Raw genomic sequence first — 26,616 nt, 5'->3', positions numbered from 1 at the left:
TTTGGACTGCAAATACCTAAAAGAGTGCGGATCATGCACTCTTTTTACCCCTTATAGTGAGCAAATTTCATTTAAAACTGATCTTATTAAGCAAAATTTCTCCCCATTTTATGATGGCAAATTTGATGTTTTTAGCTCAAGCCCAAAACACTACCGCACGAGGGCTGAGTTTGGTATCTGGCACGAGGGCAGCAAGCTTAGCTACACGATGCACGCAAGCGAGAAGGGCAAAAGGGTCTTTATAGATGAGTGCCCAAAGGTTTGCGAGCAAATTTCACATCTAATGCCAAGGCTACTTGAAAATTTACAAAATGATGAAATTTCACGCACAAAGCTCTTTGGAGTGGAGTTTATCGCCTGTAAAAGTGGCACTTTAGTCACGCTTCTTTATCATAAAAAGCTTGATGGTGAGTTTGAGGCGGCGATGAAAATTCTAGCTAGCAAGCTTGATGTTATGATCTTAGCTAGATCTCGCGGCCAAAAGCTGCTAAGTGACGAGCTAAATTTATTTGATGAGCTAAATGTTGATGGGCAAATTTATAAATTTAGCCTAAGCGAAAATGCCTTTATACAGCCAAATAAGGCGGTAAATGAGAAGATGATAGCTTGGGCAAAAGAGTGCGTGCAGGCTGGTGCTGACCTGCTGGAGCTTTACTGCGGACATGGAAATTTTACTATCCCACTTTCGTTTAAATTTAAAAATGTCCTTGCCACTGAAATTTCAAAAAGCTCGATCGCAAATGCTCTTAAAAACTGCGAGCTAAATGGAGCAGAAAATATCAAATTTTTACGAATGGATGCTGATGAGCTGATGGGCGCATTTGCTGGTGTTAGGGAATTTAACAGGCTAAAAGATATAAAATTAAGCGATTTTAACTTCTCACACGTCCTTGTCGATCCGCCACGCGCTGGACTAAGTGAAAGTGTCGTAAATTTCATTAGAAATTTCAAAAACATCATCTACATCTCGTGCAATCCAGAGACGCTAAAAGAAAATTTAAATGAGCTTACTAAAAGCCATAAAGTGATAAAATTCGCGCTCTTTGATCAGTTTGCCAACACTCATCACATCGAGTGTGGCGTGCTACTAGAGGCAAAAGATAAATTTTAAAAGGAAAGTTGAAAATGGTTTCATTAAACAAAATAATCCAAGCAAAGATAACGATCGGTCACTTTGTAAATAAAACACCGTTTGCGCTAAGTGCAAAACTTAGCAAAATTTTGGGCGCAAATGTCTATTTGAAAGAAGAAAATTTACAGCGAACTGGCGCATATAAGATAAGGGGCGCGTACAATAAAATAGCTAGCCTAAGTGAGGAGGAGCGAAAACGTGGCGTCGTGGCTGCAAGCGCTGGCAATCACGCTCAAGGTGTGGCGATAAGCGCAAAAGAATTTGGCGTGCATGCTTGCATCGTAATGCCAGAATCAACCCCGCTTCTAAAGGTAGCTGGCACAAAGGATCTTGGTGCTGAAGTGATCTTAAAAGGTGATAACTTTGATGAGGCGTATGAATTTGCAGTAAATTACGCCAAAGAAAAAGATATGACCTTTGTTCATCCATTTAACGATGAGTACGTCATGGCAGGGCAGGGCACTGTGGGTCTTGAGATGCTTGATGAGATAAGCGACCTTGATATGGTTGTAGTGCCAGTTGGCGGCGGCGGTTTAGCTAGCGGTGTGGCAAGCTGTATAAAACAAGTCAATCCAAAAACCAAGGTCGTTTGTGTCGGCGCAAAGGGCGCTCCAGCTATGTTTAATAGCTACGGCGCTAAAAAGAGCATAAACTCAAAGTCAGTTCGCACTATAGCTGATGGCATCGCTGTGCGTGATGCGAGCGAGATAACGCTTAAAAATATCGTTGAGTGCGTGGATGAGTTTGTGCAGGTCGATGATGAGGAGATCGCAACTGCGATTTTGTTCTTGCTAGAGACGCAAAAGATCGTGGTTGAGGGAGCTGGCGCAGCTGGTGTGGCAGCACTTATGCATGATAAGATCAAATTTAAAAAAGGCGCAAAGATAGGCGTGGTTCTAAGTGGTGGAAATATCGATGTGCAGGTGCTTTCTATCATCATCGAAAAGGGTCTTATCAAGTCACACCGCAAGATGACCTTGCAAATCACGCTTGTGGATAAGCCAGGAGCGCTCATGAGCCTAACTGATAGCCTAAAATCAGCAAATGCAAACATCGTTAAGATCGACTACGACCGCTTCTCTACTAAGCTTGACTACGGCGATGCTAGCATCACGATCACGCTTGAGACAAAGGGTCTTGAGCATCAAGAAAAGATCAAAGATACGCTTAATAAAAACGGCTTTTCTTTCACTCAACTCTTCTAAATTCAAAAGCTCGCTACCTTTTAAAGTAGCGAGCATTTCTAACTAAAACAATATCTCAAATTTAGCATTTACGCTGTTTGATCTTACATCTTTAGCAAAAGCTCCAGTGTAAGAAAGGCCTAAATTTACATTTTTATAGACATTTGCTTTTATGCCAAGGCTAGCTGTGCCAAGGTTTTTAACCTCTTTGCCCTCTAGCTCTAGATATCCAGCATTTGCGACATTTACGCCGATAGTTGGTTTTGTATCGCCAACTAGTCTGTTGTATGCTAGATCAGCTTCAAATTTCATCTTGGTGCTACCTAGAGTAAATGGTACGCTAGGGTTTAGACCAAGGCTAAAAATGCCTAAATTTCTAGTTTTTTCATCAACATCCATTTTGAAAATTCCTACATTTTGGCTTGTGCTATCAGTTTTCATGCGTAGATAGCTTGCACCCACATAAGGATTTAGTGAGAAATTTTCTGTATTAAAGCTAGTTAGGGCTAAATTTGCATAAGCATTAAGCGCTTTTTCTTTGCTTTTTATATGATCGTTTGAGTAAAAGCTTGCGATTGTTGCACCATTTTGAGTTTTGCGCTTAGCATCCGTGTATAGTACTCCAAGGTCTAGTTTCGTGCTAGCGATCTCACTTTTGCCGTATATGCCGATGCTTTTGCCTTTTGCCTTATAGGCATCATCGCCGTCTTCTTTTATTTTTTCTGTGCTAGCACCAAAAACACCGCCAAGTACAAATGCGTCATTTACACTGCCGTCAAATCCAAAAAGTTGTGTCATAGAGTTTGCTTTTATGTCATTAAATTTCATAGCGTCAAACATGGTATTTGACCAAAATTTCATACCATTTGAGTCGCTTGCTCTTATGCCAAATGGGTCAGATTCGTGGTTGATAACTGCATTTTTAAGCATGATGCTTTCTAGTAAAAATGCATTGTGCTGAGCTAAATTTGCCTCATTTGCAAATGTTTTTAGAGTTTGTTTTGCCTCTTTTGGTGTAGTGTAGATGAAGTGTCTATAAAGATCGCTTGTGATAACTGCTGGCCTGCTTCTAAATGGCGAAGGAAGTAGCGCTGGCTGACTTGCTGTGCTTTCTATGAGCTGTGCAACTTTCTTTTGGTTGTCATTAGCTGCGATGCTTGTCATTGTATTTTTTGATTTTTTAAGAGTAAGCTCTAGCTTGTCATCACTATAGTTTTTGCCAAGATCAAAAAATGCATACTCTTTTGAAAGGGTATCATCATAGCCTTTGAAATTTCCAGTTGCTGTAAATGTCTTTGATTTTGTGCTGTCGTTATAGAGCCTTTGCATGACCTCTAAGCTTGGCTCACTTATGTTTATAAATGAGCTTTTTTCAAAGTTTAGATCCAAATTTGAAGCGCCGTTTGAGACGATGTAGCTACCGCCTGATTTGATAGTGGCTTTTACTACGTCATTTGAGCTTTTTTTGGTCACTTCTCCTAAAGATAGTTGCAAGGTAAATTTATTTCTACTAACCTTTGGCACGCTCATTTCTCTTACAATTTCTAGTGCGCCGCCATTTTCTACTATCACGTCGCTTGATTTTAGAGATTGATTAAGAGCTGTGATCTTGCCGCCTTTTATTATGGTCTTGCCAGTGTAAGAGTTATCTCCTGCTAGGCTTAGTGTGCCTTGACCTCTTTTTATAAGAGTACCTTCGTAGCCCTCACTTGCCCTTAGCTCTCTTGCTCTTTCTCTAGCGTTACCTATCTCAAGTTCGGCTTTTTGCTCTGGTGTTAAATTTGCTATTTTCTCTAGCTCAGCCTTGCACTCGGTCCAGATTTTAGCCTCTGCATCATCTTCTGTTTTTCTAAATTTGATAGCCACATCGCTTATATTATTTGAGTAGATATCATCACTATTCAAATTTACATCAAACACTCCTAGAAGCTGACCTGGTCCAAACATCGCCTTATATAGATCCACTACGCCCCAGCCCCAGCGCTCATCAGGCACTCCAAGCGCAGCGGTAAAGCCTGAAATTTTTCTTGTATCAGCTGGCTCTTTGAAATCATCATGAATCTGCCTTGCAGTAGTTAGTAGTACCTCTCTTATCTGAGCGTTATTCATATATGGATATCTTTGCATGATGACACCAAGCGCGCCAGTGACGTGTGGAGCTGCCATTGATGTGCCGCCTTTTGTGCCGTAGTCTGCTTTGCCAGTTTTTAGATCAACGACGGTTGAGTATATAGGCTTTGCAGGTGCTGCCACGCTCCACCATTTTGAGTGACCAGGTGTGTTGTAGCGCTGCGTGTCGCCCTCTAGCTGACCAGTGACATTTAGCCAGTACTTCTCAGCATCAGGTCTAAAGTATGGGAGCATCGCTCTTGTATATGACTCTTTCATCCCGTCTCTATTACCAGCAGTAAAAATTTGGATGACGCCATATCTTGTAGCGACCTCATAGGCTGCATCTAAGAAATTTTTGCCATTTACTACAAATGGATAGTAGCTTTTATAGGCAGCATCAAGATCTTTTATATCTAGGTTGTTGCCACCATCATATCCAGTAGCACCTTCATAGGCTTTGTAAAATTTGCGGTTTGAACCCCAGCTGTTATTTATCGCTCTAGCTCCACTCTTTGCTAGTCCCTCGTAGGATTTTAAAAAGAAGTTGTAGTCTTGATTTGGACCATATGTCATACCGTCAGTGCCGCCAGTATTGCCCATTATAAGCCTTGAGTCAAATGCTACGCCGTGCATGCCAACGCCATCTCTTGAAGCAGCTATGCTGCCAGCTACGTGAGTGCCGTGAGAGTCATTTACTCCAGCTATCCAGTCACCATCTATGCTAAATTCCTCATCTTTTTTAAAGTCACCAAAGTCTTTTTTATTTTTATCTCCGCTACCTTTTTTAAGAAGAGGTGAGTTGCCATACTCAGTATCAGGGTATCTTTGACCATCTTTATAGTAGCTACCAGAGACTTTTAGCGCACTTACCCTGCCATCACTAAATTCTGGATGGCTAAGTAGCACTCCAGAGTCCATCACACCAAGCGTTACTCCTTTGCCAGTTGCTCCAAGAGCATACGCAACGGCTGCGTTCATACTCACTAAACCCCAGTCAGCTTTGTATTCATCGCTTTGCCAGCTTTTTATATCGCCAAATTTGCCCCTGTTTTGCTCACTGGCACTTAGTTGATTAGCAAGCAAAAGAGTGCAGCAAGCAACGCTTAAAAGGATGCACTTTTTGCTTGAAACGGATCTTTTCATATCTCGTCCTTTACATAAAATTTTAAACCAATTCTAAAATTCTTAAAATAAATTATTAATTAAAATAATAATAATTTAATGAAAAATCGTAGGCTAAATTTACGAAAATATACGTCATTTACGCTATTTTTACATTTAGTAAGATATTTTTATAAAAGACTTAATCTAAAATTAGTTATTTAAATATAATTTTTTTTATCTCCATTTTTAAAACTATTATTTATATATTTTTTTAAAGGATTATTATTTTTCATTAAATTTACAGGACTAAAATTTCGCAAATTTATTCAAGGATGAGATATGAAAAAGAGTTTATTGAGCCTTGCGTTGTTTTGCACTTTAGCTTTTTGTGCCGATGATGAGGTGGTTAGCAAGCAAAACGATCAAGTATGGATAGGAGCTATGGGCGGATGCAAGCTTTATGTATTTTCACTAAAGACGACTGATGCGCCAGTAGATAAGCTAATAGCCAAAGATGAGGCGCAAAAAGAGCTTGTGGCAAATACTAAAAATTTACCAAACAAACACAACGTAATGTTTGCAAAGTGCGAGGACTACACAGCGCTCATAGATAGCGGCTATGAAGATAGCTTGGAAATTTTAAAGTATGATCTGCAAACTTTTGGCAATATAAAGCCAGAGGATCTAACCTACGTCATCATTACGCACGCTCATCCTGATCACATAGGTGGGCTCATAGATGGCGGCAAAAAGACATTTAAAAACGCCAAGCTTTTTATAGATGAAAAGGAGTGGGACTACTGGATGAAGGGCAAAGACGAGAGGACAAAAGAAATTTTATCGCTTTACAAGGATGATAAGAGCTTTTTTGACCATAAAAAGCCGCTATTTGACGGGGCACTAAAGATCAGAGCTATCCCAGCCTACGGCCACACTCCAGGGCACAACATGATAAGCTTTGAGTCAGATAACGACAAGATCATCTTTATAGCTGACCTTCTTCACGTCCTAGCAGTGCAAGAGGTCGAGCCGAGCATATCTATCACTTATGATATAGATCCAGCCCAAGCTGCCAAAACGAGAGAAAAGGTGCTTGATGGCTTGGAGGACGAGACTACAAAGATAGTAGGCGCTCACATGCCTTACAATAGCCCCATCACCTTGCCTGAGTGAGTAAATTTCTTTTGCTTTACAAATTTAGGATAAAATGCGGGCTTTAAAGGAGAAAATATGAGCGAATACGCAAATTTGATATTAGCTATCTTGCTAGCTATTTTGGCATTTGCATTTTATAGGTCAAACAAGGCGCTAAAAAAGGCAAAAGATGGTAGCGAAAATGTCTCAGTCAGCACTGAAATTTCGCAGCTTAAAAGCATCGGAGAGTTATCTGTCTTTCAGGTCTATAGCAAAGAGATCGTCACAAAGACAGATCATGCGTTTGGAAATTTTGGCAAAGAGTATCTAAGGTGGCTAGTAAGCGAGAAGAAGCTTTCGATGATATTTGAGTTTGAGATAAATTTCATCTACGATCTAACTAGTCCTAGACTTGAGATCATGCAGATCGCAAACTCTAGCTACAAGATAAAAATGCCTCCATGTAAGTATAAATTTTCAATCGCAGATATGAAATTTTACGATGAAAAAAATGGCAAATTTATACCATTTTTGCTGCCTGACTCGCTAAATGGCTTTTTTGGTAGCACATTTACAGAAGAAGATAAAAATAGGCTAATAGAAGAGGCTAGAAACGAAGTCAAAAAGATGAGCGTTCGCCTTATCTCGCAGCTTCAAAGTAAAATTCATAAATCAGCTCGTGACACGCTTGAGGCGATAGCTAAGAGCTTTGGCGCAAACAAGGTTGAGTTTGTCTTTGACGATAGTGACGAGCAGATCAACGAGCAATTAAATTTAGAAAATATCGCATAAAAACAAAATTTAAAGGAGAAAAAATGAGTGTAAATTCACAAGAGGTCACACAAGCACCAGGCAATAACACAGTCTTTCAAACATGGGTTTTAAAGGGCGACAAAAAGGCATGTAAAGAGGGCTTTGCTAAGCTTTGTGTTTTGATTGTAAATTTAAACAAGACTGCTAAAGTTAGATTTGGTGCAAATGAAAATGTAAACTGCGTCCTTGGCGTGGGACATGATGCTTGGAAGAAGCTTGAAATTTCAAAAGAATTGCCAAAAGAGCTTGTAAATTTTAAAGCGATAAAAGGCGACAAGCACGAAGCCGTTAGCACAAAAGGCGATATCCACATCCACATCCGCGCGCTAAATGCGGCTGACTGCTTTGACATGGCGCAAAATATCAAAGAAGTTTTGTTTAAATTTGCAGAGCTTACAGATGAGACTCAAGGCTTTAAGTATCACGACGGCAGGGCGATCATCGGCTTTGTCGATGGCACTGAAAACCCTGATGGCGAAGATAGAGATCTTTTTGCAAAAGTCGGCAAAGAGGATGCTAAATTTAAAGGTGGTAGCTACGTTTTTGTTCAAAAATACTTCCACAAAATGAAAGAGTGGAACGCCACAAGCGTGAGCGAGCAAGAAAAGGTTATAGGCCGCTCAAAAGAGTATGACATCGAGATGGACGAGAGCGTAAAACCTACGAATTCACACTCAGCTGCTGCAAATGTCGGCGACGATAAAAAGGTCGTGCGTGGCAATATGCCATTTACTGAAGGTAGCAAAACCGGCACTTACTTCATCGCTTATGCGAGCACGTTTTCAACGGTTGAGCTTATGCTTAAAAAGATGTTTATCGGCGAGCCAAAAGGCAACTCAGATAGGCTGCTTGACTTTAGCACGCCAGTGACTGGTGCGCTATTTTTTGCTCCTACGCTTGATATGCTTGGTGATTACGAGGGATAAATTTAGCTTGGGGCGAAGCAAATTTGCCCCTTTAAATTTAAGAGGATAAAGATGCCAGAGTGGTTTATCTACGCAGCTCTTTCGGCTATATTTGCTGCGCTTACTGCGATCTTTGCAAAACTTGGCGTAAAGGACATCGACAGCGATTTTGCGACATTTATAAGAACGGTCATTGTCGTTTTTATGCTTATTTTACTTCTAAGCGTGGCTAAAAAATGGCAGCCACTAAGCTCACTAAGCCCTAAAAACTGGCTCTTTCTCATACTAAGTGGCATGGCTACTGGGCTATCTTGGCTTATGTATTTTAAAGCGATGCAAGCGGGCAAGGTCTATCAAGTGGCACTGGTTGATAAATTTAGCGTTGTGCTGGCTATCATTTTGGCTGTTGTCTTTCTTGGTGAGAGGCTAAATTTAAAAGAAATTTTAGCCATTTGTCTTATCGTGTCTGGCGTATTTTTACTCATTTTTAAATAAAATTTTCTGCATTATTCTTAAAATATATTTTTAATTTTAATTTGTAATTAATCAAAAAGCTCCTAAAATTTAGAGAAATTCATTTTTAAAGGGGAGAAATATGAAAAAAATCATTCTTTCAGCCATCGTGGCTTGTGCTGCATTTGGTGCAGGTATGAACTACACAGATGTCGTAAAGGACGTATATGCTGACGCAAACTCAGCTAAAAGCATAGGCAGGCTGCTACCAACCAACGCAGTTGAAATTTTGCAAACAAGTGGCGACAGAGCGCAGATCAAAGTAAAAGGCTATCAAAACCCAGCCGTTAGCAACGTAGTTTATTTTGCTGATGGCGCGAGGATCATCTCAGTAGCATTTGCTAAAACTGCACCTTTTGATATCAAAGTGATAAAAGAGGGCAAAAACGGAAAATGGAACGAGGTAGAAACAACAGTTTTTGTTCAAAAAGATGGCTTTAGCACTGATGTAAATGCGATGTTTGCAAAAGCTGATAAGATGTATAAAGAGAGCTGTGGTGTTTGCCATGCGTTGCCTCAAACTACGCACTTTAACGCAAACCAGTGGCCGTCACTTCTAAAATCAATGATCGGCAGAACCGCAATAGAAAAAAAAGACGAGTGGCTAGTTATAGAGTACCTACAAAAACACTCATCTGACGTAAATTTAGGCAAATAAGGAGAAAAAATGAACGAGAATAGACGAGATTTTCTAAAAAAAGGTGCAACAGCACTTGCAGCTACACCTTTGCTTTCAGGTGTAACAGCTTCAAATTTGTTTGCTGATGAGGTTAAAAAGGGCGTTGTAAAAAATGGCGAAACTCTTACAGCTGCTCACTGGGGCATGCTAAAAGTGACAACTAAAAACGGCATCGCTGTAAAGTCAGAGCCTATCCAAAAGACAAGTGAAATTTACAACCCACTTCAGCACTACACACCAGATATGATCTATAAAAGTCGTATCAAACACACAATGGTAAGAAAGAGCTACCTTGAAAATCCAGATAGCCCAAAACCAGAGCTTCGTGGCATAGATGAGTGGGTCGAGGTGCCTTATGAGGACGCGATCAAGCTAGTTGCTAAAGAGCTTAAAAAAACAAGAGCGCAAAAGGGCTTACAAAGCGTTTTTGCAGGTAGCTACGGCTGGAAATCAAGCGGCAATGTGCATAACTCAAGAATTTTACTTCATAGATTTATGAACCTTAGTGGCGGTTTTGTTGGCTCACTTGGCGACTACTCAACAGGTGCTAGCCAGATCATCATGCCTCACGTTGTAGGTAGTATCGAGGTCTATGAGCAGCAAACTAGCTGGCCAGTGGTGCTTGAAAATTCAAAAGTCGTAGTCATCTGGGGCGCAAACCCACTTGCGACACTTCGCATAGCTTGGACAGCGACTGATGAGCAGGGCTTTAAATACTTTGAAGAGCTAAAAAATAAAAAAGATATCAAAGTGATCGTGATCGATCCTATCAGATCTGAAACAGCACAATACTTCGATAAAGCTCAGTGGATCGCTCCAGTGCCAAACACCGACACAGCGATGATGCTAGGCATGATGCACTACCTATATGAAAGTGGCAAATACGATAAAGAATTTATCGAAAACTACACTTATGGCTTTGATAAATTCCTCCCATATCTACTTGGCAAGACAGACAACACTCCTAAAAATTTAGAGTGGGCGAGCAAAATTTGTGGCATCGACAAAGATACTTTAAAAGAGCTAGCTGATACATTTGTAAGCAACCGCACAATGCTAATGAGTGGCTGGGGCATGCAGCGCGCTCATCACGGCGAGCAGCCACACTGGGCGATGGTGACACTTGCAGCTATGATCGGTCAGATAGGCCTACCTGGCGGGGGATTTGGCTTAAGCTACCACTACTCAAACGGCGGCGCACCAACATGCAAGGGTGCAGTCATCGGCGGCGTAAATAGCGCAAGTGTGGGTAAATTTAACGATAAAGGCGAGTTTATCGGCACTGATACGGGCGAATTTGACAAACGCGGTCGCTTCGTCGCAAAAGCAGCCGCAGTAGCGGGAACAGGTCAAAGCTGGCTACAAAAAGCAACTGACTACGCTTTCCCAGTAGCTCGTATCGCTGATGCGTTGCTTCACCCTGGCAAAGTGATAGATCATGACGGCAAAAAGATCACCTACCCAGACATCGACTTTATCTACTGGGTCGGCGGCAACCCGCTTGTGCATCACCAAGATACTAATACAAATTTGAAAGCGTGGAGAAAGCCAAGAACAGTAGTCGTTCACGAAGCCTACTGGACACCTACAGCAAAGATGGCTGATATCGTCTTTCCAGTCACCACAGAGTATGAGAGAAACGACATCACGATGACAGGTGATTATTCAAACATGAACATCGTACCAATGAAACAAGTCGTTGAAAAATACCGCGAAGCAAAAGATGACTATCAAATTTTCACTGATCTTTGCAAGGCTTATGCTAAAAATTTAGTCGTTGCCTATACAGATAACGGCAAAGATGAGTTTGACTGGATCAAAGAGTACTATGACGCAGCCTACGCTCAGGTCAAGGCTGTGCCAGAGCTTGCAAGCGATATGAAGCCATTTGAAGAGTTTTGGAATGAAAACAAACCAGTCACATTTGCCTCATCTCAAGATAGTGATAGTTGGGTAAGACTTGGCGAATTTAGAGAAGATCCTGTGCTAAACGCTCTTGGAACGCCTAGCGGTCTTATCGAAATTTACTCAGATACGATCGAGAAAATGGGCTATGACGACTGCAAAGCGCACCCAACTTGGTTTGAGCCGATCGAATGGCTAGGCATGAAAGATAAACCAGCAAAATACCACATGATAAGCTCTCACCCAACTGACCGCTTGCACTCACAGCTAAGCCAAACTTCACTTCGTGAGAAGTATGCTATCGCTAATCGCGAACCAGTGTGGATAAACGAAAATGACGCAAAAGAGCTTGGCGTAAAAACAGGCGATTTGGTGTGTGTATTTAACGCTCGTGGCGAGGTGCTAGCAGGTGCCTATGTGACTAAAAACATCAAAGAGGGCGTCGTAAAACTAGCTGAGGGCGCTTGGTATGACGGCTTTGACAGTGGCATCTGCAAAAACGGCTCTGCAAATGTGCTAACCATAGATATCCCAACAAGTAAGCTAGCAAATGGCAACATCAGCCACACAGCTCTTGTAAATATCAGAAAATATCAAGGCGATGAAGCACCAAAACTTACAGCGTTTTCTGAGCTAAAATTTTCTAAATAATCTCAAAGCAGGGGAGTGATCTCCTGCTTTTTATATAAAATTTGACAAATTTATGAAACAAATTAAATAATTTTGATTAATTTTTATTATTTATTTGTAATTAATAATTAGATAAAATCCCTAAAATACGGCATTTGCAAGCCAAAATTTATTAAATATTGCTTAAAGGTAATTTCTGGTTTCAAGTTTTATTTAATAATAAAAATTATACAATCCGCCCCAAAATACCAAAAAATGCCACTGGATAGTGGTTTTTGATCGAGGGATAGAAAAATAAAATGAATAATCTAAGTATAAAATCTAAAATATTACTCATCGTTTTTGTGAGTTTGCTTTGTCTAAGCGTGACTAGTGTTTACATCTTAAAAGGCGTTTTAAACAGCAGAAGTGAAGCTATTTCAAACCTTTCAATGAGCGAAGATATCATAAAGCAGGGCGAATTTATCCATGAGCTTCAAAAAGAGCGTGGTTATAGCGCAGCTTTCATAGCAAACGGCAAAGACTCTGAGAAAAATTTAAAAGAGCAAAGAGCTAAGGTCGATGGGATCGTGAAAGAGCTTTCAAACAAAGATGAGGTGTTAAGAGTACTTAGTGGCATAAGGGCAAAGGTCGATAAAAAAGAGAAATTTAACCTCCTTGGCGAATATAGCGGTATGATAGAAAACACGCTTGTCTTTTTAAATTCTCTCTCAAAAGACGCTGAGCCAGCTATAAAAGATGATGTGGCTAGGATTTTTAGTATTTCAAAGATCAAAGAGTACTACGGCATCACAAGAGCGATAATGAACGTCGCCTTTATCAAAGATGAGATCGACAAAAACACATATGTAAATTTGATCTCGCACGACGCAAACATCAAAAAGCTTTTAAACGACTATGTCAAATTTAATAGCGGCAAATACGCAGACAGCCTGCAAAAAGATATCTTGCAAAGCAATGAATTTAAGCAAATAGATGAGATCATCAAAGATGCTATCGCCACTCCAGATGAGACAGCCAGAAAGATCGAGGCGGCTAGCTGGTTTAAAACTATCACAAATTTGATCGATAGCCTCAGAAACTACGAGCTTTACTTGCTAAATGATATGAAAGAGCTAGCCATACACGACAAAGACGAGGCCAGCAACCTTGTGTTATTTATGGCTATCATGCTCGCCTGTTTTATCGTAGCACTTGTCTTTATCTCGCTTGTTGTTGGTAAAAATATCATCTCAGGTATCGATAGTGTTAAAAATGGATTAAGTGAGTTTTTCTTATATCTAAACAACGAAAAAAGCTCAGCGCAGCTTGTGGAGCTAAAGGGCAAGGATGAAATTTGCGTTATGTCTTCTCTCATAAACGACAACATCCAAAAGATACAAACAGCTAAAGAAAAAGAGAATACCTTCATCCAAAAAGCCAACACCTTCGTAAATGAGATAAAAGATGGCAACTATGAAGCAAGCTTAGAAGCTGATACAAACAACCCAGCTCTAAATCAACTAAAAAGCACATTTAAAGATCTACAACTTGCTCTTAAAAATGCAATATCAAGTAATGGTAAAGATGTACTTGATCTACTAAACACTTATAAAAACCAAGACTTTACAAAAAGACTTGATGATGATGGTAAGATAGCAAGTGGTATAAACTCACTAGGCATAGAAATATCTAAAATGCTAAATGACAATCTAAACCAAGCTCAAGTACTAGAAGAAAAAGCTAAACTTCTAGCTAGCTCAGTATCAAAAGTAGCAAGCTCAGCAAACACTCAAGCAAATAGCTTACAAGAAAGTGCAGCTGCAGTTGAGCAAATGTCTAGCTCAATGAATGCCATCTCTCAAAAGACAGCTGATGTTATAAGACAAAGTGATGAAATTAAAAACATCATAACTATCATTAGAGATATAGCAGATCAAACAAACCTTCTAGCACTTAATGCTGCAATAGAAGCAGCTAGAGCAGGAGAGCATGGTAGAGGATTTGCCGTTGTTGCTGATGAAGTTAGAAAACTAGCTGAAAGAACTCAAAAATCACTTGGTGAGATAGAAGCAAATACAAATGTATTAGCTCAATCAATAAATGAGATGAGTGAATCAATAAAAGAGCAAAGCGAAGGCATAAACATGATAAATCAATCAGTTGCTCAAATAGATCACCTAACAAAAGAAAATGTGGTGATTGCAAACCAAGCAAACGAAGTCACATCAGAAGTAGATGAGATGGCTAAAGCTATAGTTGAGGATGTTAGGAAGAAGAGGTTTTAGCTTCTTAATAAACAAACTTAAATTTGTTTAATGCAAACTACTGAATTTAATAAACTCCAACCTGGTTTAAGCTGGGTTGGGTGTTGATAAATTATCTTTTTAAATTTAATCTTTGGCGTCGTTTATAAAATCTAAATTCAACTTACAAAAATATCTACCAAATTTTAAAATTTATGAACGAGCATATCACGCTTCTAAATTTAGTGGCGAATGGCTATGAGCCCTAAATTTAGTAAGTTGCTAAGGCGAGTGAGTAAAGTTTTAAAATTTGCAAAAAAGCTTTATTAAATTTATAAACTCTTTTATCCAAAAGGGGGACAAAGGAACTTGAATTACGAAGCCGTCCCCTTATCCCCCTTTAAATCCCCTAAACCCCTCGCACGTTAGAGGTGGCATGCGATAGTGCTGGCGCACTGCATGCGATTAAAAACTCAAGCAAATTTTAAATTTTCATAAACAAATAATTTCGGCTCTAAAATTTGAGCTAAGCGATAAGCGAAGCCAAATTTTAGTAGTCAATTCTTGCGAGTGAATGGAATTTTAAAATTTGAAAAAAAGATTTTTGGAAATTTAAAGTTTTGCTTCTTTGTTAAGGGGGAAGAGGCTTGAATTACGAAGTCGCTCCCTTCCCCCTTAACAATCCCCTAACCCCGACGACGTTAGAAGTGGCATGCAATGGTGCTGAAGCACTGCATGCGATTTAAAACTCTAGCAAGTTTAAATTTGGTGATGTGATATACACGCTCATAAATTTTAAAATTTTAGAGATATTTATTATTTTATATATAAATTATATGTATTTTTATATGTAAAATTTTACAAAATTTCAAGTCTTGCGCTGATGTCAGCAACGCCTTTTGAGTACATGGCTGAAGTGACGATGGCGTCGGCAGCCGCAAATTCTTTTGCATTTGCTAAATTTACACCGCCAGCTGCTAGGATCATGGTATTTGGCGAAATTTCATCTCTTAAAGCTAGCACTTTTTTGATAAGCTCTGGGCTAAATTTGTCACACTGCACGACGTCGCATTTTGCCTTTAAAAGCTTGCTTGCTTCTTCTAAAATTTCAGCCTCAACGCAGATCTTTCGCTCGACCATTTTGGCTTTAAATTCTGACAAATGCGAGATAAATTCATCAAAACTAGCATAAGCTTTTATGTGGTTTTTAAAGAAAAGAACGCTATCACTAAGCCCCAGTCTATGCATGCCACCACCACCTTCAAGCACGGCTTTTACGCAAAATTTCTTTGCAAATGGGAAGCTCTTTCTGGTTGCTAAGACTTCGCATTTTTCATTGACGCTTTTTGCAGCTTTTACCATTTTGTTTGTGTATGTTGCGATGGCGCTAGCGTATTCTAGCGCGACTTGGGCTAGTTTCCAAGCCTTATGCACATCTTCGTAGCTACCATAAATTTTTATGATAACATCGCCAGCCCTGCAAATTTGAGAGTTTTTGACAAAAATTTCGCTCTCGCAGCCAAGTAGCCTTGCTATGCTTGCTGCCACATCTACGCAGCTAACGCAAATTTCATCACGCGAGTAAATTTCAAGCGAGGCTTTTTTATCGATACTTTGAAGCGACGTTGTGAGGTCAAAGTAGGGTAGGTCCTCATTGATGTAGTCTAAAATTTCAGCGTCGCTTAGTCTCATGTTACGCCTTTTTTGAAGCGGTTTTTGCTTTTACGATCATCTTTTTAAAGATGCCGTTATCGTAAAGTCCAGCGTGGTAAAGCGCAAAGCATGTAAATGCGATGCCAGAAACTACGTGGAATTTTTTAACAGAACTATTTTTCATAAAAAGTGCGCTTAGGCAAACAGATGCCAAAGTGACGCTCATGCCGACCTTCGCTATCTTTCTGTGGGTGTTTATGTCAAGTAATTGACCGCTTATTTTTATATCGTTTTTCAAATTTTCCTCCGTTAATCTCTCTTCCAGCAGCTTGTGTTTTTGATGCCAAGGCTCTCTGGGTCAAACTCTGGATTTAGTCCGGCTTTTCTTTGAGCTTCGTAGTCTTTAACTGCTATTATCACCACTTTTGATAATAAGAAAATGGCGATGATATTTATCGTAGCCATGGCTGCCATCGTGATATCAGCGATATTCCAAGCGAGCTTTAAGTTCATTTGAGCGCCTATAAATATCATAATCACTGCTGTGATCTTAAATGCTAGCGTTAAATTTTTGCTTTTTGTTAGAAATTTCATATTTGCTTGCGCGTAGTAATAGTTGCCGATGAGTGAAGTGATGGCAAATAGCACTACTGCAAGGGTCGTAAAGTGTAGCCCAAAGTCGCCAAAATACTCTTTCATCGCTGCTTGAACGAGTGGGAGCGCCGTTAGTAGCTCGCCGCTTGAGCCAGTTTGCTTTGTGAGGTAGGCCTGCGAAAATAGCACGATCATACCAGAAGCGATACATATCGTCATATCGATAAAGACCGCCATAGCCTGAACTAGGCCTTGTTTGACTGGGTGGCTTGTGTGCGCCGCAGCCGCTGCATTTGGGGCTGAGCCCATGCCGGCCTCGTTTGAGAAAAGTCCTCTTTTTATGCCTATTACGATCACGCTTCCAGCAAATCCGCCAAATATCGCTTTAAAATCAAAAGCGCTTTCTATGATCATTTTGATGACGGCTGGAATTTCTTTGAAATTTAAAACGATCGCGATGAAAGCTAGCAAGATGTAAGTAAGCGCCATGAAAGGCACGATGTATGAGCTAACTTTGCCGATGATGTGGCTCTTGCTAAAAAACATCACAGCCGTAAATGCTGTTAAAATAAGGCCGATACCAATAGGCAAGCCGCTTTGTGCAAAGCTCACGTTGCTGCCAGCCTTGTCGTAATAAATTTCAAAAGCAGAGGTCATGGTGTAGCTTTGAAGCCCATTAAAACCATAAGCATAGGTGATGATAAGAATGATGGCAAACAAAGAGCCAAGCCACTTTATGCCAAGCCCGTTTTTGATGTAATAAGCCGGTCCGCCTTTAAAGCCAAAGACATCTTTAGTTTTATAAATTTGAGCCAAAGTGCTCTCGATAAAGGCTGAAGCTGAGCCTAAAAACGCCATCAAACACATCCAAAAAAGTGCCCCTGGACCACCTGCGACGATGGCAGCTGAAATTCCAGCGATGTTGCCGATGCCGACACGTGAAGCAGTCGAGATCATCAGCGCTTGAAACGGCGTTAGATGGTGCTTGTTGTACTTATCCTTTTTCTCTACCAGAACTCTGCAAGCTTCAAAGAACATCCTAAACTGCACAAAACGGGTAAGGTAGCTAAAGTAAATTCCTGAAGCTACAAGGATGATAACCAAAAAATATCCATATAAAAAGTCGTTGGCTACATCCATTTTGCCGTTTAAAAAGTTTAAGAAATTCTCAAACACCATCTATCCTTTCAAATTTATTTTGACTTGATCTTCACGCCCTTCATTGAGTTGAGTAAAAGCCAGATCGTCGTGCCATTGTGAAGCATAGCAGTTGCTATTGGATTTAGCATGCCAAGCGTTGCGGCACTTAGTATGGCTGTATTTACGCCAACGGTTGAGCGGAAATTTGAGCTTATTAGCTTCATCGTCTTATTTGCGAGCTCTTTTGCAAGCGCCACGCTCATAATGTCATCTTTTAAAAGGCTTATATCAGCCGTTGCTTTAGCAATATCTGCACCTTTGTGCATGCTTATGCCAACATTTGCTTTTGTTAGACTTGGCGCGTCATTTATGCCATCTCCGACAAAGGCGACCTTTTTGCCTTCATTTTTTAGCTCTTCGATGATCGCTGCTTTGTCCGTTGGTAAGCACTCAGCATATACTCTATCAAGCCCTAGCTCGCGCGCTACCTCTTCAGCCTTACTCTTGATGTCGCCACTTAGCATGACGACCTCTTTGACGCCAAGACTTCGCAGTTTTTCCACCATATCTTTAGCGTTTGCTCTCATATCATCTTTCATGGCTATGACGCCAACAAGCTCTTTGTCGTATCCCACGTAAAGCAAGGTTAGACCGCTTTGCAAAGCCTTGTTTATGAGCGTTTCGTGAGCTTTAAAACTTATCATCTCATCATCTTCTAAGAAGTGCCTACTGCCGATGACCACCTCTTTGCCGTGCATCGCTGTTTTTACACCGTGAGCCACGATAAATTCGACCTCGTCGTGGTGAATGTGGCTAAATCCACGCTTGTTTGCAGCCTCAACTATCGCTTCAGCTACTGGGTGGAAGTAGTGCTCCTCGGCACTTGCTGTTAAATTTAAGATATCAGCCTCTGAAAATCCATCTTTAAAAGAGTAAATTTCAACCACGCTTAGGCGTCCATGAGTTAGAGTGCCGGTTTTGTCAAAGACAAAGGTATCAACCGAGCTTAGAGCCTCGATCGCCTTTGCACCTTTTATGAGGATGCCGTTTCTGCCGGCTTTCGAGATGCTTGACTTAAACGCAACTGGCGTAGCAAGCTTAAGCGCGCAAGAGTAGTCAGCTTGAAGCACGCTTGCAACGCTGTTCATATTTTTATTTATAACATACGAAAGCCCAGCAAGAGAGAGCGTGACTGGCACAAGTTTATCAGCTAGTTTTAGAGCTTTTACGCCGATAGCTGACTTTTCATTGAGCGAGCTTTGGATGTACTTTTTGATCCTTGCGGTTGCGGTGTCGTTACCTACGTTTTCAGCCCAAATTTTGATCCTGCCCTCATCGACAACAGTGCCGCTTATGACGCGGTCGCCTCTAGCTTTTGCCACAGGCTCGGCTTCTCCAGTCATTGAGACTTGATTGACATCAGCATTACCCTCGACGATGTAGCCATCAACGCCTATCGTCTCGCCAGCTCCCACGACTACGATGTCGCCCTTTTTTAAATTTTCGGTTTTTACCTTTTCAAGCGTCTTTTCACTGTTTAAATTTCGCTCGACCCATACCTCTTCGATGTTTGGTTTGGCTAGCTCTTTTATTAGATCATCACTTCTGTGGCTAGCACTTTCTTCCATGTATTCGCCGATATTTATCATCAAATTTGTGCTATTTGCAGCCAAATGATCGCCCATTGCAAGGCTAGTGCCAATAGCAGTTGCCTCAAGCACTTTTGAGGTGATGCCATCGTACCTTAGCTCTTTTGCACCTTCTATTAAATTTGGAGCTGTTGCGTAAAGAGTTACGGCTGATTTTAGAGTTTTGTTACTCATAAACGGCGTTACGCCAAGTGCAGCAGCAGCTTTGTAGATATTTGCTTTGCTAGGCAGGCTCTCATCTTTTGGCTTGGTTGGAAAATCATAGCTCTTTATAAAATCTAAAATTTTCTCATAGCTCTTATCAAACTCGACGACGATGCTTTTTGCGTATTTATTTACACGCACGCTTCTTGCATCGGTTCGCTCTGAGATCGCAGCCTCGATAGCGCTGACATCGCTTCTAGCGTTTAGGCTCTCGCAAATAAACCTCGCTCTGTTTTTGCTCTTATGAGCTAGAGTGACCTTATTTTTGTGAGTCAAGTTCAGCTTTGACATCTTCAAAACGCTCTTTTAGTTCTTCTATACCAGCGTTTATTAGCTCGCCACCTCTGATGATCGCTTTAAATACGCACTCTTGTGCTTTTGGATTAGTTAGCACATAAGCTGCTATGCCGCCTAAAAGTAGGCCTTTTACAAAGCCAGCTGCGTTAAAATTTTCAGGTACAAATGGCAGATCTTTTGCTGCATTGTTTATCGCATTATCAACTGCACTTGGCTGAGTTGCTGCTGTGTTATTTGCTGCTACTTCGTTTGCGTTTTCTTCATTGATGTAAGGGTTATTCATTATTTACTCTCCAATTTTATTAGTTCTTCAGCTATCAAAAGACCGCCGATGCCAGCTGCTGTGAAAGCTGCTGCGTTTAGATATTTTTTTTGCGCTATCAAATTTGAAGCGTGAATGCCAACAGCACCTACAAAACCGCCAGTTACAGCGTATTTTACTATCTTCTTAGCGACATCTTTTTTAGTTGCTCTGTTGTTTAGATAGTCGTTAAAGCCAAGTGCAGCCGCACCCATGCCAGCGATTAAGGCTCCGCTGATGAAGTGATCAAACGGAAGCCTTGTGTTTGAAAGCGTAAAAAGATTATTTTCTTGCATTCTCTATCCTTAAGCTATATCGTTTGGTGTGATAGCTTTTGGAGCTGCTGGCTTTTTAGCGCGTGGTTTTCTTGTTTTTTTAACCACTTTTTCAACCTCTTTTTCTACTTTTTTAGCGCCACGTTTTGCTTTTTTCTCTTCTTTTACCATAAAGTCTTTTGCATCTTTTGCGACATTTTTGCCTTTTTTATAAAGATCTTTTGCAGCCTCTTTGCCTTTGTCTAAGCCGTCTTTTGCGCACTCTTTGATCTTATCTCTTTTACTCCAAGCAACTACTGCTAAACCGCCTACTGCTAAACCTGCTAAAAATGGTAATGCCATTTTAAATCCTTTCTTTGTTTGATTTTGTAAATTATTCATCTTCTCCATCCTTATTTAAATTTTTGCTAACTACTGAAATGCCTAATGCCCCAAGCGCAAGCCCGCTAAAAAACGAGAAATTTGGGTTGTTTGTGATCTTTGCCAACTCGCTTTTATCAGCCTTACCACTTGCGATATTTTGCAAGCTTTTAGTTATCTCATTAAAGTCATTTTGATAGCTTTCTAAAATATTTGTTATGCCATTTTGCTCAAAATTTTGTGAAATTTCATTTAAATTTAGCTCATTTTTTGCTCCAGCTCCACTATAAATTTCTTTTAAGCAGTGCTTTAAAGAGGCTATGTATTCGTTATTTGAAGTAGCCCAAAGTCTAAAAAATAGATCTTTTAACTCCTCATCATCTAAGCTTTCACAAAATTTTTCATACATTTTGTTTAGCTCATTTTCATAGTTTAGTGCCTCTATTAGCGCATCTTCTTTATTTTTTGCTGGCAAAAAAATAGCTTCATTTTCGCAAACAAGCTCATACTCATGCGCACTTGCAAATTTTTCTATCAAGACGATAGCATTTTTTCTCACGCTTGCGATTTGATCAAATACTTCGCCAAATGAAGCTAGACCTTCATATAGCCTAAGTGCGTTTTTTTCGCTCGTATAAGAGGCGTTTAAAAGCTCATTAAGCATATTTTACTTCTCTTGCTACTTCATTTACTTTAGCTGAAATTTCTTCTAAATTTTGCCCTTTTAAGAGATCCTCCCAGAGATTTTTAGGGAAAATTTCATGGTCGTATTCGATCGTTACAGAGCCGATTATCTTGTTAAATTTAACATTTTTTATGCCATTTATCTGAGCGATCATATCATCTAAACTAGCTAAATTTACGCTACTACTTAGCTCTTTGATCTTTGGGCTAACCCTTACTCTTAGTCTGCCATTTGTGTGAGCTATCATCGAAAAATAGCTTGCAACTTGTGCTAAAGTTTGTGTTTTTATATCCATTTTCATCCTTTTATTTTGTCTGCGTATTATCTAATCTGTAACTTAAATCAATCTGAAATTTTTTTGTCTTTCATTATCAAAAAGCAAAATGAAATGATAAATTTAAACCCCATTTTTTGCTTGGCAATCGCTACAAATTCCATAAAGTATCATCTTGTGAGACTCTGCGCTAAATGAACTTTGGATACAAATTTGCTCCTGCCTTTGCTCTATCATCTCATCTTCAAAATCAACCACCTTTCCGCAATTTTCGCAGATCAGATGATCGTGAGAGGATTTTAAATTTAACTCGTAATTTTTAACACCATTTTGCTCAAAACTATTTGCCAGATGGTGCTCTTCAAGAAAATTTAAAAAGGTATATATAGAAGTCATTGAAATTTCATTTTTGTAAGTTTCATAAATTTTTTGACAAATTTCTTGAGCATTTAGATGTGACTTGCTTGCAAAAAGCACACGCAAAATTTGCTCTTTTATCTCAGAGCCTTTTTGACCAAAAGCTTTTAAAAACTCGTTAAAATGCTTGTAAAATAGTTCAAAGTCTTCCACAAAATCCCTATCAAATTGATAATGAATGTAAAGATTTTACAACTTTTCTACTAAAAAATGCATAAAATTTATTACAAATTCTAAGTAAAGTATTTTATAAGCTTCTTTTGGTATAGTTTCGCATTTTTTAAATCAGAATTAAGGAACGAAATGACTTACGACGAGCTAGAATTAGACGCCGTTTTGTTAGAGGTTTTGGAAAATAGAGGCAGCTTTGACTCGATGGATGACGAAGAGCTTTACGAGCTTATCGAGCAAGTCGCGCAATATACAGACGGCGACTACGAAGAGGCGTTTGAATATATGACTCAATTTTCTCCAATCCCTAAAAAACGCTTTGTATCACTATTTATGGTTTAGCAAAAGGCTAAGCCATAATCTTGCTAAATTTATAAACTAAATTTCTAAAATCTTTAAAATGTAAAAAAGAGCTTGACTCTTCTATAAGAGCCAAGATATGAGGTTATTATAAGAAGTATTTTGAGATTATCTCTTTAAATTTGATTGTGTATTTGCTAGCTTTTGGGCTGTTGTTGTAGATATCTTCAAAGTCATACATTCTCTCGTAGTAGTCGTTTGTATCTTGCGCATTTATCTTAAGTCTTGCCACATCTAGGCTAACGCCAACAAAAGCTCCACTTGTCTTGCCACGCTCCTCGACAAATGCTGAAATTTCAGGCAAATCACTAGCTATAGCCACTTCGTTGCCAACGCCACCAGTTGCTTCTGCTTTTAGACTGATTGTATCTTTTGCGTTAAACAAGCTTGCGTAGGCTTCCGAGTTTTTAAACAAAATGATCATATCAGCCGAGCTATATCCTAGCTGAAGGCCGATGCTGCCAGATGTGTAATTTACAAAAAATGGGCTTGACCACTCGCCATTGTCGTTTTTAGCGATAAATATCCCTTTGCCTTTTGAGCCAGTGATGATAGCACCTGCTTTTGTTACGTCTGGGATGATAGCGATGGCTTTGATGCCTGTAAATTTGGTATTTGGTTTTAAATTTCTAGTGCCAAAAGCGTTTAAAATGTTTATCGCATTTTTTAATTTTTGGTTTTGAATCACATCAGCGTTTAAATTTAACGCAAAAAATGAGTCGATCAAAAAGAGCAAAGTTAGAATTTTTTTCATCAAATATCCTTATTTAAAATTTTCGTTATTATAGCCTAAAATAAACTATTATTTAAAAATTTATTAATGAACTTTTATGAGATTTCATTATAAAATGCCCATTTTTAAGGAAAAAATATGAGCTTAATACTTTTTGTGGAGTACGTTGGTATCGCATCAGCTGCGCTTAGTGGCTTTTTGTTTGCAGTAAAGAGGGAGTGCGACTGGCTTGGCGTCTTTTTGTCCGCATTTTTGACCGCACTTGGAGGTGGTATTATGCGTGATATGCTCGTTGGCAGGGCAGTTTATTCATTCACTCACTACATGCCAGTAAGCGTCGTCATCTTTATGCTTGTCGCATCCAGGATCACAAATTTACATATAAAAAGAGAGGGCTTGGAGAAGAAATTTGTCTTTATTTTTGCCGATGCGATCGACGTTATCTGCTTTTCTATTGTCGGTGCGATGGTTGCCATCGAGTATAGCTATAATATCTTTGGCGTCATGATGATCGCCTTTTTTAACGGCGTTGGCGGCGGTATCTTAAGAGATATCTTGCTAAACGAAGTCCCATGGTTTTTACGCACCGGACTTTACGGCACGATAAGCCTTGGCGTGGGGCTTGCCTACTTTATCCTCTATCATCTGGGCCTTACCAACATATTTTTTACTATGTTGCTGCTAGCTGCTGGTATAACGGTCAGGATGTTCGCATTTTACAGAGGCTGGAAGCTGCCTGATCTATGAAATTTAGCGAGTTTTTTGATATCTGGGTCAATAAAAACTACTATAAATTTGGCGTGGATATCGGCAAGAAGGGCGATTTTTACACAAATGTAAGTGTCGGCTACCTCTTTGGCGCTTGCCTTGCAAACTACTTCTTAAAACTACTTAAAAATGGCGAAATTTCTAGCTCTTGCAAGGTTGTGGAGATCGGTGCAAACTCAGGCGATATGCTGGCTGATTTCGCGCAAGGTGTCTTTACGCTTGAGCCAGAAATTTTGTCAAATTTAGAGTTTATCATCATAGAACCTCATGAAATTTTACGCAAAAAACAGCTTGAAACCTTTAAAAATCGCTTTGGTAATGAGATAAAAATAAAACACTATGAAAATTTAGATGAGTGCTCGTTTGATGAAATTTTTGTCATCTCAAATGAGCTACTTGACGCGTTTAGCTGCGAGGTGATAGAGGGAGAAAATATGCTTTTTGTGGATAGTGACCTAAAATTTCACTGGCAAAAGGCGGATCAAAATTTGCTAGCCCTTGCAAAGAAATTTGGCATAAAAAAGGGCGAAATTTCAACCAGCTACGCTAAATTTGCGCTTCAGCTTGCAAATGCGGCAAAAAAAATTAGATTTTTAAGCTTTGACTACGGCGAATTTGAGCCAAAAAATGAATTTAGCTTAAGAGTTTTTAAAGACCATCAAGTTTTTTCTTTGTTTGAAATTTCAAACCTTGCGCCATATTTTAAAAGCTCAGATCTAACTTATAGCCTTTGTTTTAAGCAGGTAAAAGAGGCTTTCTCTCTGGCTGGCTTTTTGATGCTTAAATTTAAAAAACAAAATGATGCTTTGGTTTGCGACTTTGGCGTGGATGAAATTTTATCTTTGGTACTTGAAAAAGGCAGCAAGCAAGCCTACGAAAACGCCACAAAACAGGCAAAATTTCTACTCTCGCCCGAGTTTTTAGGCGAGAAGTTTAAATTTATAGAGTTTTTAAAGGGCTAGCCTGGCGATATCAGCGTAATCCGCTTCGCAAGCCTTTAAAAGGTCATTTGGAGCTATCTTTATCTGCTTGCCTCTTACTCCAGCGCTTACTAGCACGTACTCTTGCTCTTTTGCTCTCTCATCGATGAAGGTCGCAAAGTGCTTTTTCATAGCAAGTGGCGAGCAGCCGCCTCTGATGTAGCCGGTGATCTTTTCTAGGTCTTTTAAATTTATAAGCTCGCAGCGCTTGGCCACGCACGCATGAGCAAGTGCCTTTAGATCAAGCTCCAGATCGCCTTGCAAGCAGGCAACGACAAAATTTTTAGGCTCGCACTGGCAGACGATCGTTTTGTAAATTTGCTTTATATCTTGCTTGGTGCTAGCTGCGACGTGAACGGCTGAAAGGTCGTTTAGATCGACTTCGTATTCAAGTATCTCATACTCTATTTTTAGCTTGTCTAAAAGCCTAGCGGCGTTGGTTTTATGTATCATCTTTTCTCATTTTTGTGAATTTTTTGTATAATTATAGCCAAAACTTAAAGGAGGAAAGATGGCTGAAGAAGTTGAAGAGAAAAAAGCAAAAAAAGGTGGCAATGGCGCTTTGATGATAATCATCATCGCGATATTTGTTTTATTGCTAGTTATCGGAGGGCTAGTGGCGTTTTTGATGCTTAGTTCAGACGAGCCAAAAGAGGCAAATATGGCGCAAACACCAGCTCAGACTCAAACTCAACCAGCACCCGCTCAAAACAAAGCAAAACGCGGTGGCAACGACTATTCGAACATGGGACCGATATATCCGCTTGATCAGTTTGTCGTAAATTTACTTAGTGAAAATGGATCAAGATTTCTTAAAACTAAGATCGATTTAGAGCAAAGCGACGAGCTACTAACTGCCGAGCTTGATAAGAAAAAAGCACTTTTAAGAGATATCATCATAAGAACGCTCTCTTCTAAAACTTACGAAGAAGTAAGCACTGCAAAGGGCAAGGATAGGCTAAAAGACGAGATCGTCGGCAAGCTAAATGAAGTGCTAAATGATGGCTACATCAAAAACATATTTTTTACTGATTTCGTGGTGCAATGATAGGCATCGATATCGTTAAGATAGATAGAATTTCAAGACTGAAGGCTCGTCACGGCGAGCTTTTTTTAAAGAGATTTTTAAGCGATGATGAGATCGCGCTAGCAAAAAATGATACGACTTTGGCTGGATTTTGGGCAGCCAAAGAAGCAGCTAGCAAAGCTCTTGGTGTGGGCATCAGCAAAGAGTGTGGCTTTTTAGACATTATGCTCAGCAAAGACGCAAGAAACGCACCAAAGATAAAATTTAGCCCAAGAATTTATACAAATTTTAATATCAAAGAAGCAAGCCTTAGTATAACTCACGACGGCGGATTTGCCGTAGCTGCAGTGATGATAGTGTGAAATTTGTCTGTTTTTTCTAACTTTTAGCTA

The 26,616-nt window shown here is 39.8% G+C and carries 27 protein-coding genes; 14 read left to right on the top strand and 13 right to left on the bottom strand.

Annotated elements, in window-relative coordinates:
* Position 1 precedes the first annotated feature (1 nt).
* Positions 2 to 1,111, top strand: coding sequence for a tRNA (uridine(54)-C5)-methyltransferase TrmA (gene trmA / locus F3G88_RS06645; RefSeq protein WP_149715697.1), 1,110 nt, complete (start codon positions 2 to 4; stop codon positions 1,109 to 1,111).
* Between the two features lie 14 nt (positions 1,112 to 1,125).
* Entirely contained in the window at positions 1,126 to 2,337 is a 1,212-nt protein-coding gene (ilvA, locus tag F3G88_RS06640; RefSeq protein ID WP_009293964.1) for a threonine ammonia-lyase, read from the top strand.
* Positions 2,338 to 2,379: 42 nt separating this feature from the next.
* Here ilvA and F3G88_RS06635 read toward each other — a convergent pair whose 3' ends face one another.
* Positions 2,380 to 5,571 (bottom strand): S8 family peptidase, encoded by a 3,192-nt coding sequence (locus tag F3G88_RS06635; RefSeq protein WP_149715696.1) that lies wholly within the window; start codon positions 5,569 to 5,571, stop codon positions 2,380 to 2,382.
* 300 nt (positions 5,572 to 5,871) lie between these two features.
* Between F3G88_RS06635 and F3G88_RS06630 the strand changes: the two genes are divergently transcribed.
* From F3G88_RS06630 to F3G88_RS10855, 7 genes are all read left to right on the top strand, one after another.
* The gene (locus F3G88_RS06630; RefSeq protein ID WP_149715695.1) at positions 5,872 to 6,705 is read left to right on the top strand and encodes an MBL fold metallo-hydrolase; all 834 of its coding nucleotides are present in this window, start codon (positions 5,872 to 5,874) and stop codon (positions 6,703 to 6,705) included.
* A 57-nt stretch (positions 6,706 to 6,762) separates the two neighbouring features.
* Entirely contained in the window at positions 6,763 to 7,458 is a 696-nt protein-coding gene (locus tag F3G88_RS06625) for a DUF4230 domain-containing protein (RefSeq protein ID WP_103596562.1), read from the top strand.
* Positions 7,459 to 7,481: 23 nt separating this feature from the next.
* The gene (locus F3G88_RS06620) at positions 7,482 to 8,405 is read left to right on the top strand and encodes a Dyp-type peroxidase (protein WP_149715694.1); all 924 of its coding nucleotides are present in this window, start codon (positions 7,482 to 7,484) and stop codon (positions 8,403 to 8,405) included.
* A gap of 51 nt (positions 8,406 to 8,456) precedes the next feature.
* Positions 8,457 to 8,879, top strand: coding sequence for an EamA family transporter (locus tag F3G88_RS06615; protein ID WP_149715693.1), 423 nt, complete (start codon positions 8,457 to 8,459; stop codon positions 8,877 to 8,879).
* A 100-nt stretch (positions 8,880 to 8,979) separates the two neighbouring features.
* The gene (locus F3G88_RS06610) at positions 8,980 to 9,555 is read left to right on the top strand and encodes a cytochrome c (RefSeq protein ID WP_002942837.1); all 576 of its coding nucleotides are present in this window, start codon (positions 8,980 to 8,982) and stop codon (positions 9,553 to 9,555) included.
* 9 nt (positions 9,556 to 9,564) lie between these two features.
* Positions 9,565 to 12,132, top strand: a complete 2,568-nt coding sequence (locus F3G88_RS06605; RefSeq protein WP_149715692.1) for a molybdopterin-dependent oxidoreductase — start codon at positions 9,565 to 9,567, stop codon at positions 12,130 to 12,132.
* 278 nt (positions 12,133 to 12,410) lie between these two features.
* Positions 12,411 to 14,378, top strand: coding sequence for a methyl-accepting chemotaxis protein (locus F3G88_RS10855; protein WP_149715691.1), 1,968 nt, complete (start codon positions 12,411 to 12,413; stop codon positions 14,376 to 14,378).
* A gap of 816 nt (positions 14,379 to 15,194) precedes the next feature.
* Here F3G88_RS10855 and modD read toward each other — a convergent pair.
* From modD to F3G88_RS06550, 10 genes are all read right to left on the bottom strand, one after another.
* Positions 15,195 to 16,028: a ModD protein gene (gene modD, locus F3G88_RS06595; RefSeq protein WP_149715690.1), complete on the bottom strand. Its 834-nt coding sequence runs from the start codon at positions 16,026 to 16,028 to the stop codon at positions 15,195 to 15,197.
* Position 16,029: 1 nt separating this feature from the next.
* Positions 16,030 to 16,287: a helicase gene (locus tag F3G88_RS06590; protein WP_149715689.1), complete on the bottom strand. Its 258-nt coding sequence runs from the start codon at positions 16,285 to 16,287 to the stop codon at positions 16,030 to 16,032.
* 11 nt (positions 16,288 to 16,298) lie between these two features.
* On the bottom strand, positions 16,299 to 17,762 hold the full coding sequence (locus F3G88_RS06585) for an alanine/glycine:cation symporter family protein (RefSeq protein WP_149715688.1): 1,464 nt from the start codon (positions 17,760 to 17,762) through the stop codon (positions 16,299 to 16,301).
* Between the two features lie 14 nt (positions 17,763 to 17,776).
* Positions 17,777 to 19,867, bottom strand: a complete 2,091-nt coding sequence (locus F3G88_RS06580; RefSeq protein WP_411160865.1) for a heavy metal translocating P-type ATPase — start codon at positions 19,865 to 19,867, stop codon at positions 17,777 to 17,779.
* Positions 19,836 to 20,156 (bottom strand): YtxH domain-containing protein, encoded by a 321-nt coding sequence (locus F3G88_RS06575; RefSeq protein ID WP_188117463.1) that lies wholly within the window; start codon positions 20,154 to 20,156, stop codon positions 19,836 to 19,838. The genes F3G88_RS06580 and F3G88_RS06575 overlap by 32 nt, the downstream gene beginning before the upstream one ends.
* Positions 20,156 to 20,470, bottom strand: a complete 315-nt coding sequence (locus tag F3G88_RS06570) for a magnetosome protein MamC family protein (RefSeq protein ID WP_012001863.1) — start codon at positions 20,468 to 20,470, stop codon at positions 20,156 to 20,158. The genes F3G88_RS06575 and F3G88_RS06570 overlap by 1 nt, the downstream gene beginning before the upstream one ends.
* Positions 20,471 to 20,479: 9 nt before the next feature.
* The gene (locus F3G88_RS06565) at positions 20,480 to 20,791 is read right to left on the bottom strand and encodes a hypothetical protein (RefSeq protein WP_223228741.1); all 312 of its coding nucleotides are present in this window, start codon (positions 20,789 to 20,791) and stop codon (positions 20,480 to 20,482) included.
* Positions 20,792 to 20,822: 31 nt separating this feature from the next.
* On the bottom strand, positions 20,823 to 21,473 hold the full coding sequence (locus F3G88_RS06560; RefSeq protein ID WP_149715687.1) for a ferritin-like domain-containing protein: 651 nt from the start codon (positions 21,471 to 21,473) through the stop codon (positions 20,823 to 20,825).
* A complete protein-coding gene (locus tag F3G88_RS06555) occupies positions 21,466 to 21,789 on the bottom strand; it encodes an HMA2 domain-containing protein (protein ID WP_002942231.1) in 324 nt (107 codons plus the stop codon). Before F3G88_RS06555 ends, F3G88_RS06560 begins: the two co-directional genes overlap by 8 nt.
* 102 nt (positions 21,790 to 21,891) lie before the next feature.
* Entirely contained in the window at positions 21,892 to 22,338 is a 447-nt protein-coding gene (locus tag F3G88_RS06550; protein WP_103574295.1) for a Fur family transcriptional regulator, read from the bottom strand.
* A 150-nt stretch (positions 22,339 to 22,488) separates the two neighbouring features.
* Between F3G88_RS06550 and F3G88_RS06545 the strand changes: the two genes are divergently transcribed.
* Positions 22,489 to 22,698, top strand: a complete 210-nt coding sequence (locus tag F3G88_RS06545) for a hypothetical protein (RefSeq protein WP_002942234.1) — start codon at positions 22,489 to 22,491, stop codon at positions 22,696 to 22,698.
* Between the two features lie 106 nt (positions 22,699 to 22,804).
* On the opposite strand, the gene F3G88_RS06540 is transcribed toward F3G88_RS06545, so the two are convergent.
* The gene (locus tag F3G88_RS06540) at positions 22,805 to 23,470 is read right to left on the bottom strand and encodes a lipid-binding SYLF domain-containing protein (protein ID WP_149715686.1); all 666 of its coding nucleotides are present in this window, start codon (positions 23,468 to 23,470) and stop codon (positions 22,805 to 22,807) included.
* A gap of 117 nt (positions 23,471 to 23,587) precedes the next feature.
* Here F3G88_RS06540 and F3G88_RS06535 point away from each other — a divergent pair, with 117 nt between their 5' ends.
* Both F3G88_RS06535 and F3G88_RS06530 read left to right on the top strand, forming a co-directional pair.
* Positions 23,588 to 24,196 (top strand): trimeric intracellular cation channel family protein, encoded by a 609-nt coding sequence (locus tag F3G88_RS06535; RefSeq protein WP_107715132.1) that lies wholly within the window; start codon positions 23,588 to 23,590, stop codon positions 24,194 to 24,196.
* Positions 24,193 to 25,179, top strand: a complete 987-nt coding sequence (locus F3G88_RS06530) for an SAM-dependent methyltransferase (protein WP_149715685.1) — start codon at positions 24,193 to 24,195, stop codon at positions 25,177 to 25,179. The genes F3G88_RS06535 and F3G88_RS06530 overlap by 4 nt, the downstream gene beginning before the upstream one ends.
* Here F3G88_RS06530 and ybaK read toward each other — a convergent pair.
* A complete protein-coding gene (gene ybaK / locus F3G88_RS06525) occupies positions 25,168 to 25,650 on the bottom strand; it encodes a Cys-tRNA(Pro) deacylase (protein ID WP_107805035.1) in 483 nt (160 codons plus the stop codon). The genes F3G88_RS06530 and ybaK overlap by 12 nt on opposite strands.
* Positions 25,651 to 25,708: 58 nt before the next feature.
* On the opposite strand from ybaK, the gene fliL reads away from it, so the two are divergent.
* Together fliL and acpS are read left to right on the top strand one after the other, a co-directional pair.
* The gene (fliL, locus tag F3G88_RS06520) at positions 25,709 to 26,245 is read left to right on the top strand and encodes a flagellar basal body-associated protein FliL (protein WP_002942267.1); all 537 of its coding nucleotides are present in this window, start codon (positions 25,709 to 25,711) and stop codon (positions 26,243 to 26,245) included.
* Positions 26,242 to 26,586 (top strand): holo-ACP synthase, encoded by a 345-nt coding sequence (gene acpS, locus F3G88_RS06515; protein ID WP_149715684.1) that lies wholly within the window; start codon positions 26,242 to 26,244, stop codon positions 26,584 to 26,586. The genes fliL and acpS overlap by 4 nt, the downstream gene beginning before the upstream one ends.
* The last annotated feature ends 30 nt before the right edge of the window (positions 26,587 to 26,616 follow it).

Origin of the sequence: Campylobacter concisus (assembly GCF_902460675.1) — a bacterium.
GTDB classification, from domain to species: Bacteria; Campylobacterota; Campylobacteria; order Campylobacterales; family Campylobacteraceae; genus Campylobacter_A; species Campylobacter_A concisus_AJ.
Note: the sequence above shows the minus strand (reverse complement) of the source record. Positions and strands in the feature narration are given on the sequence as shown.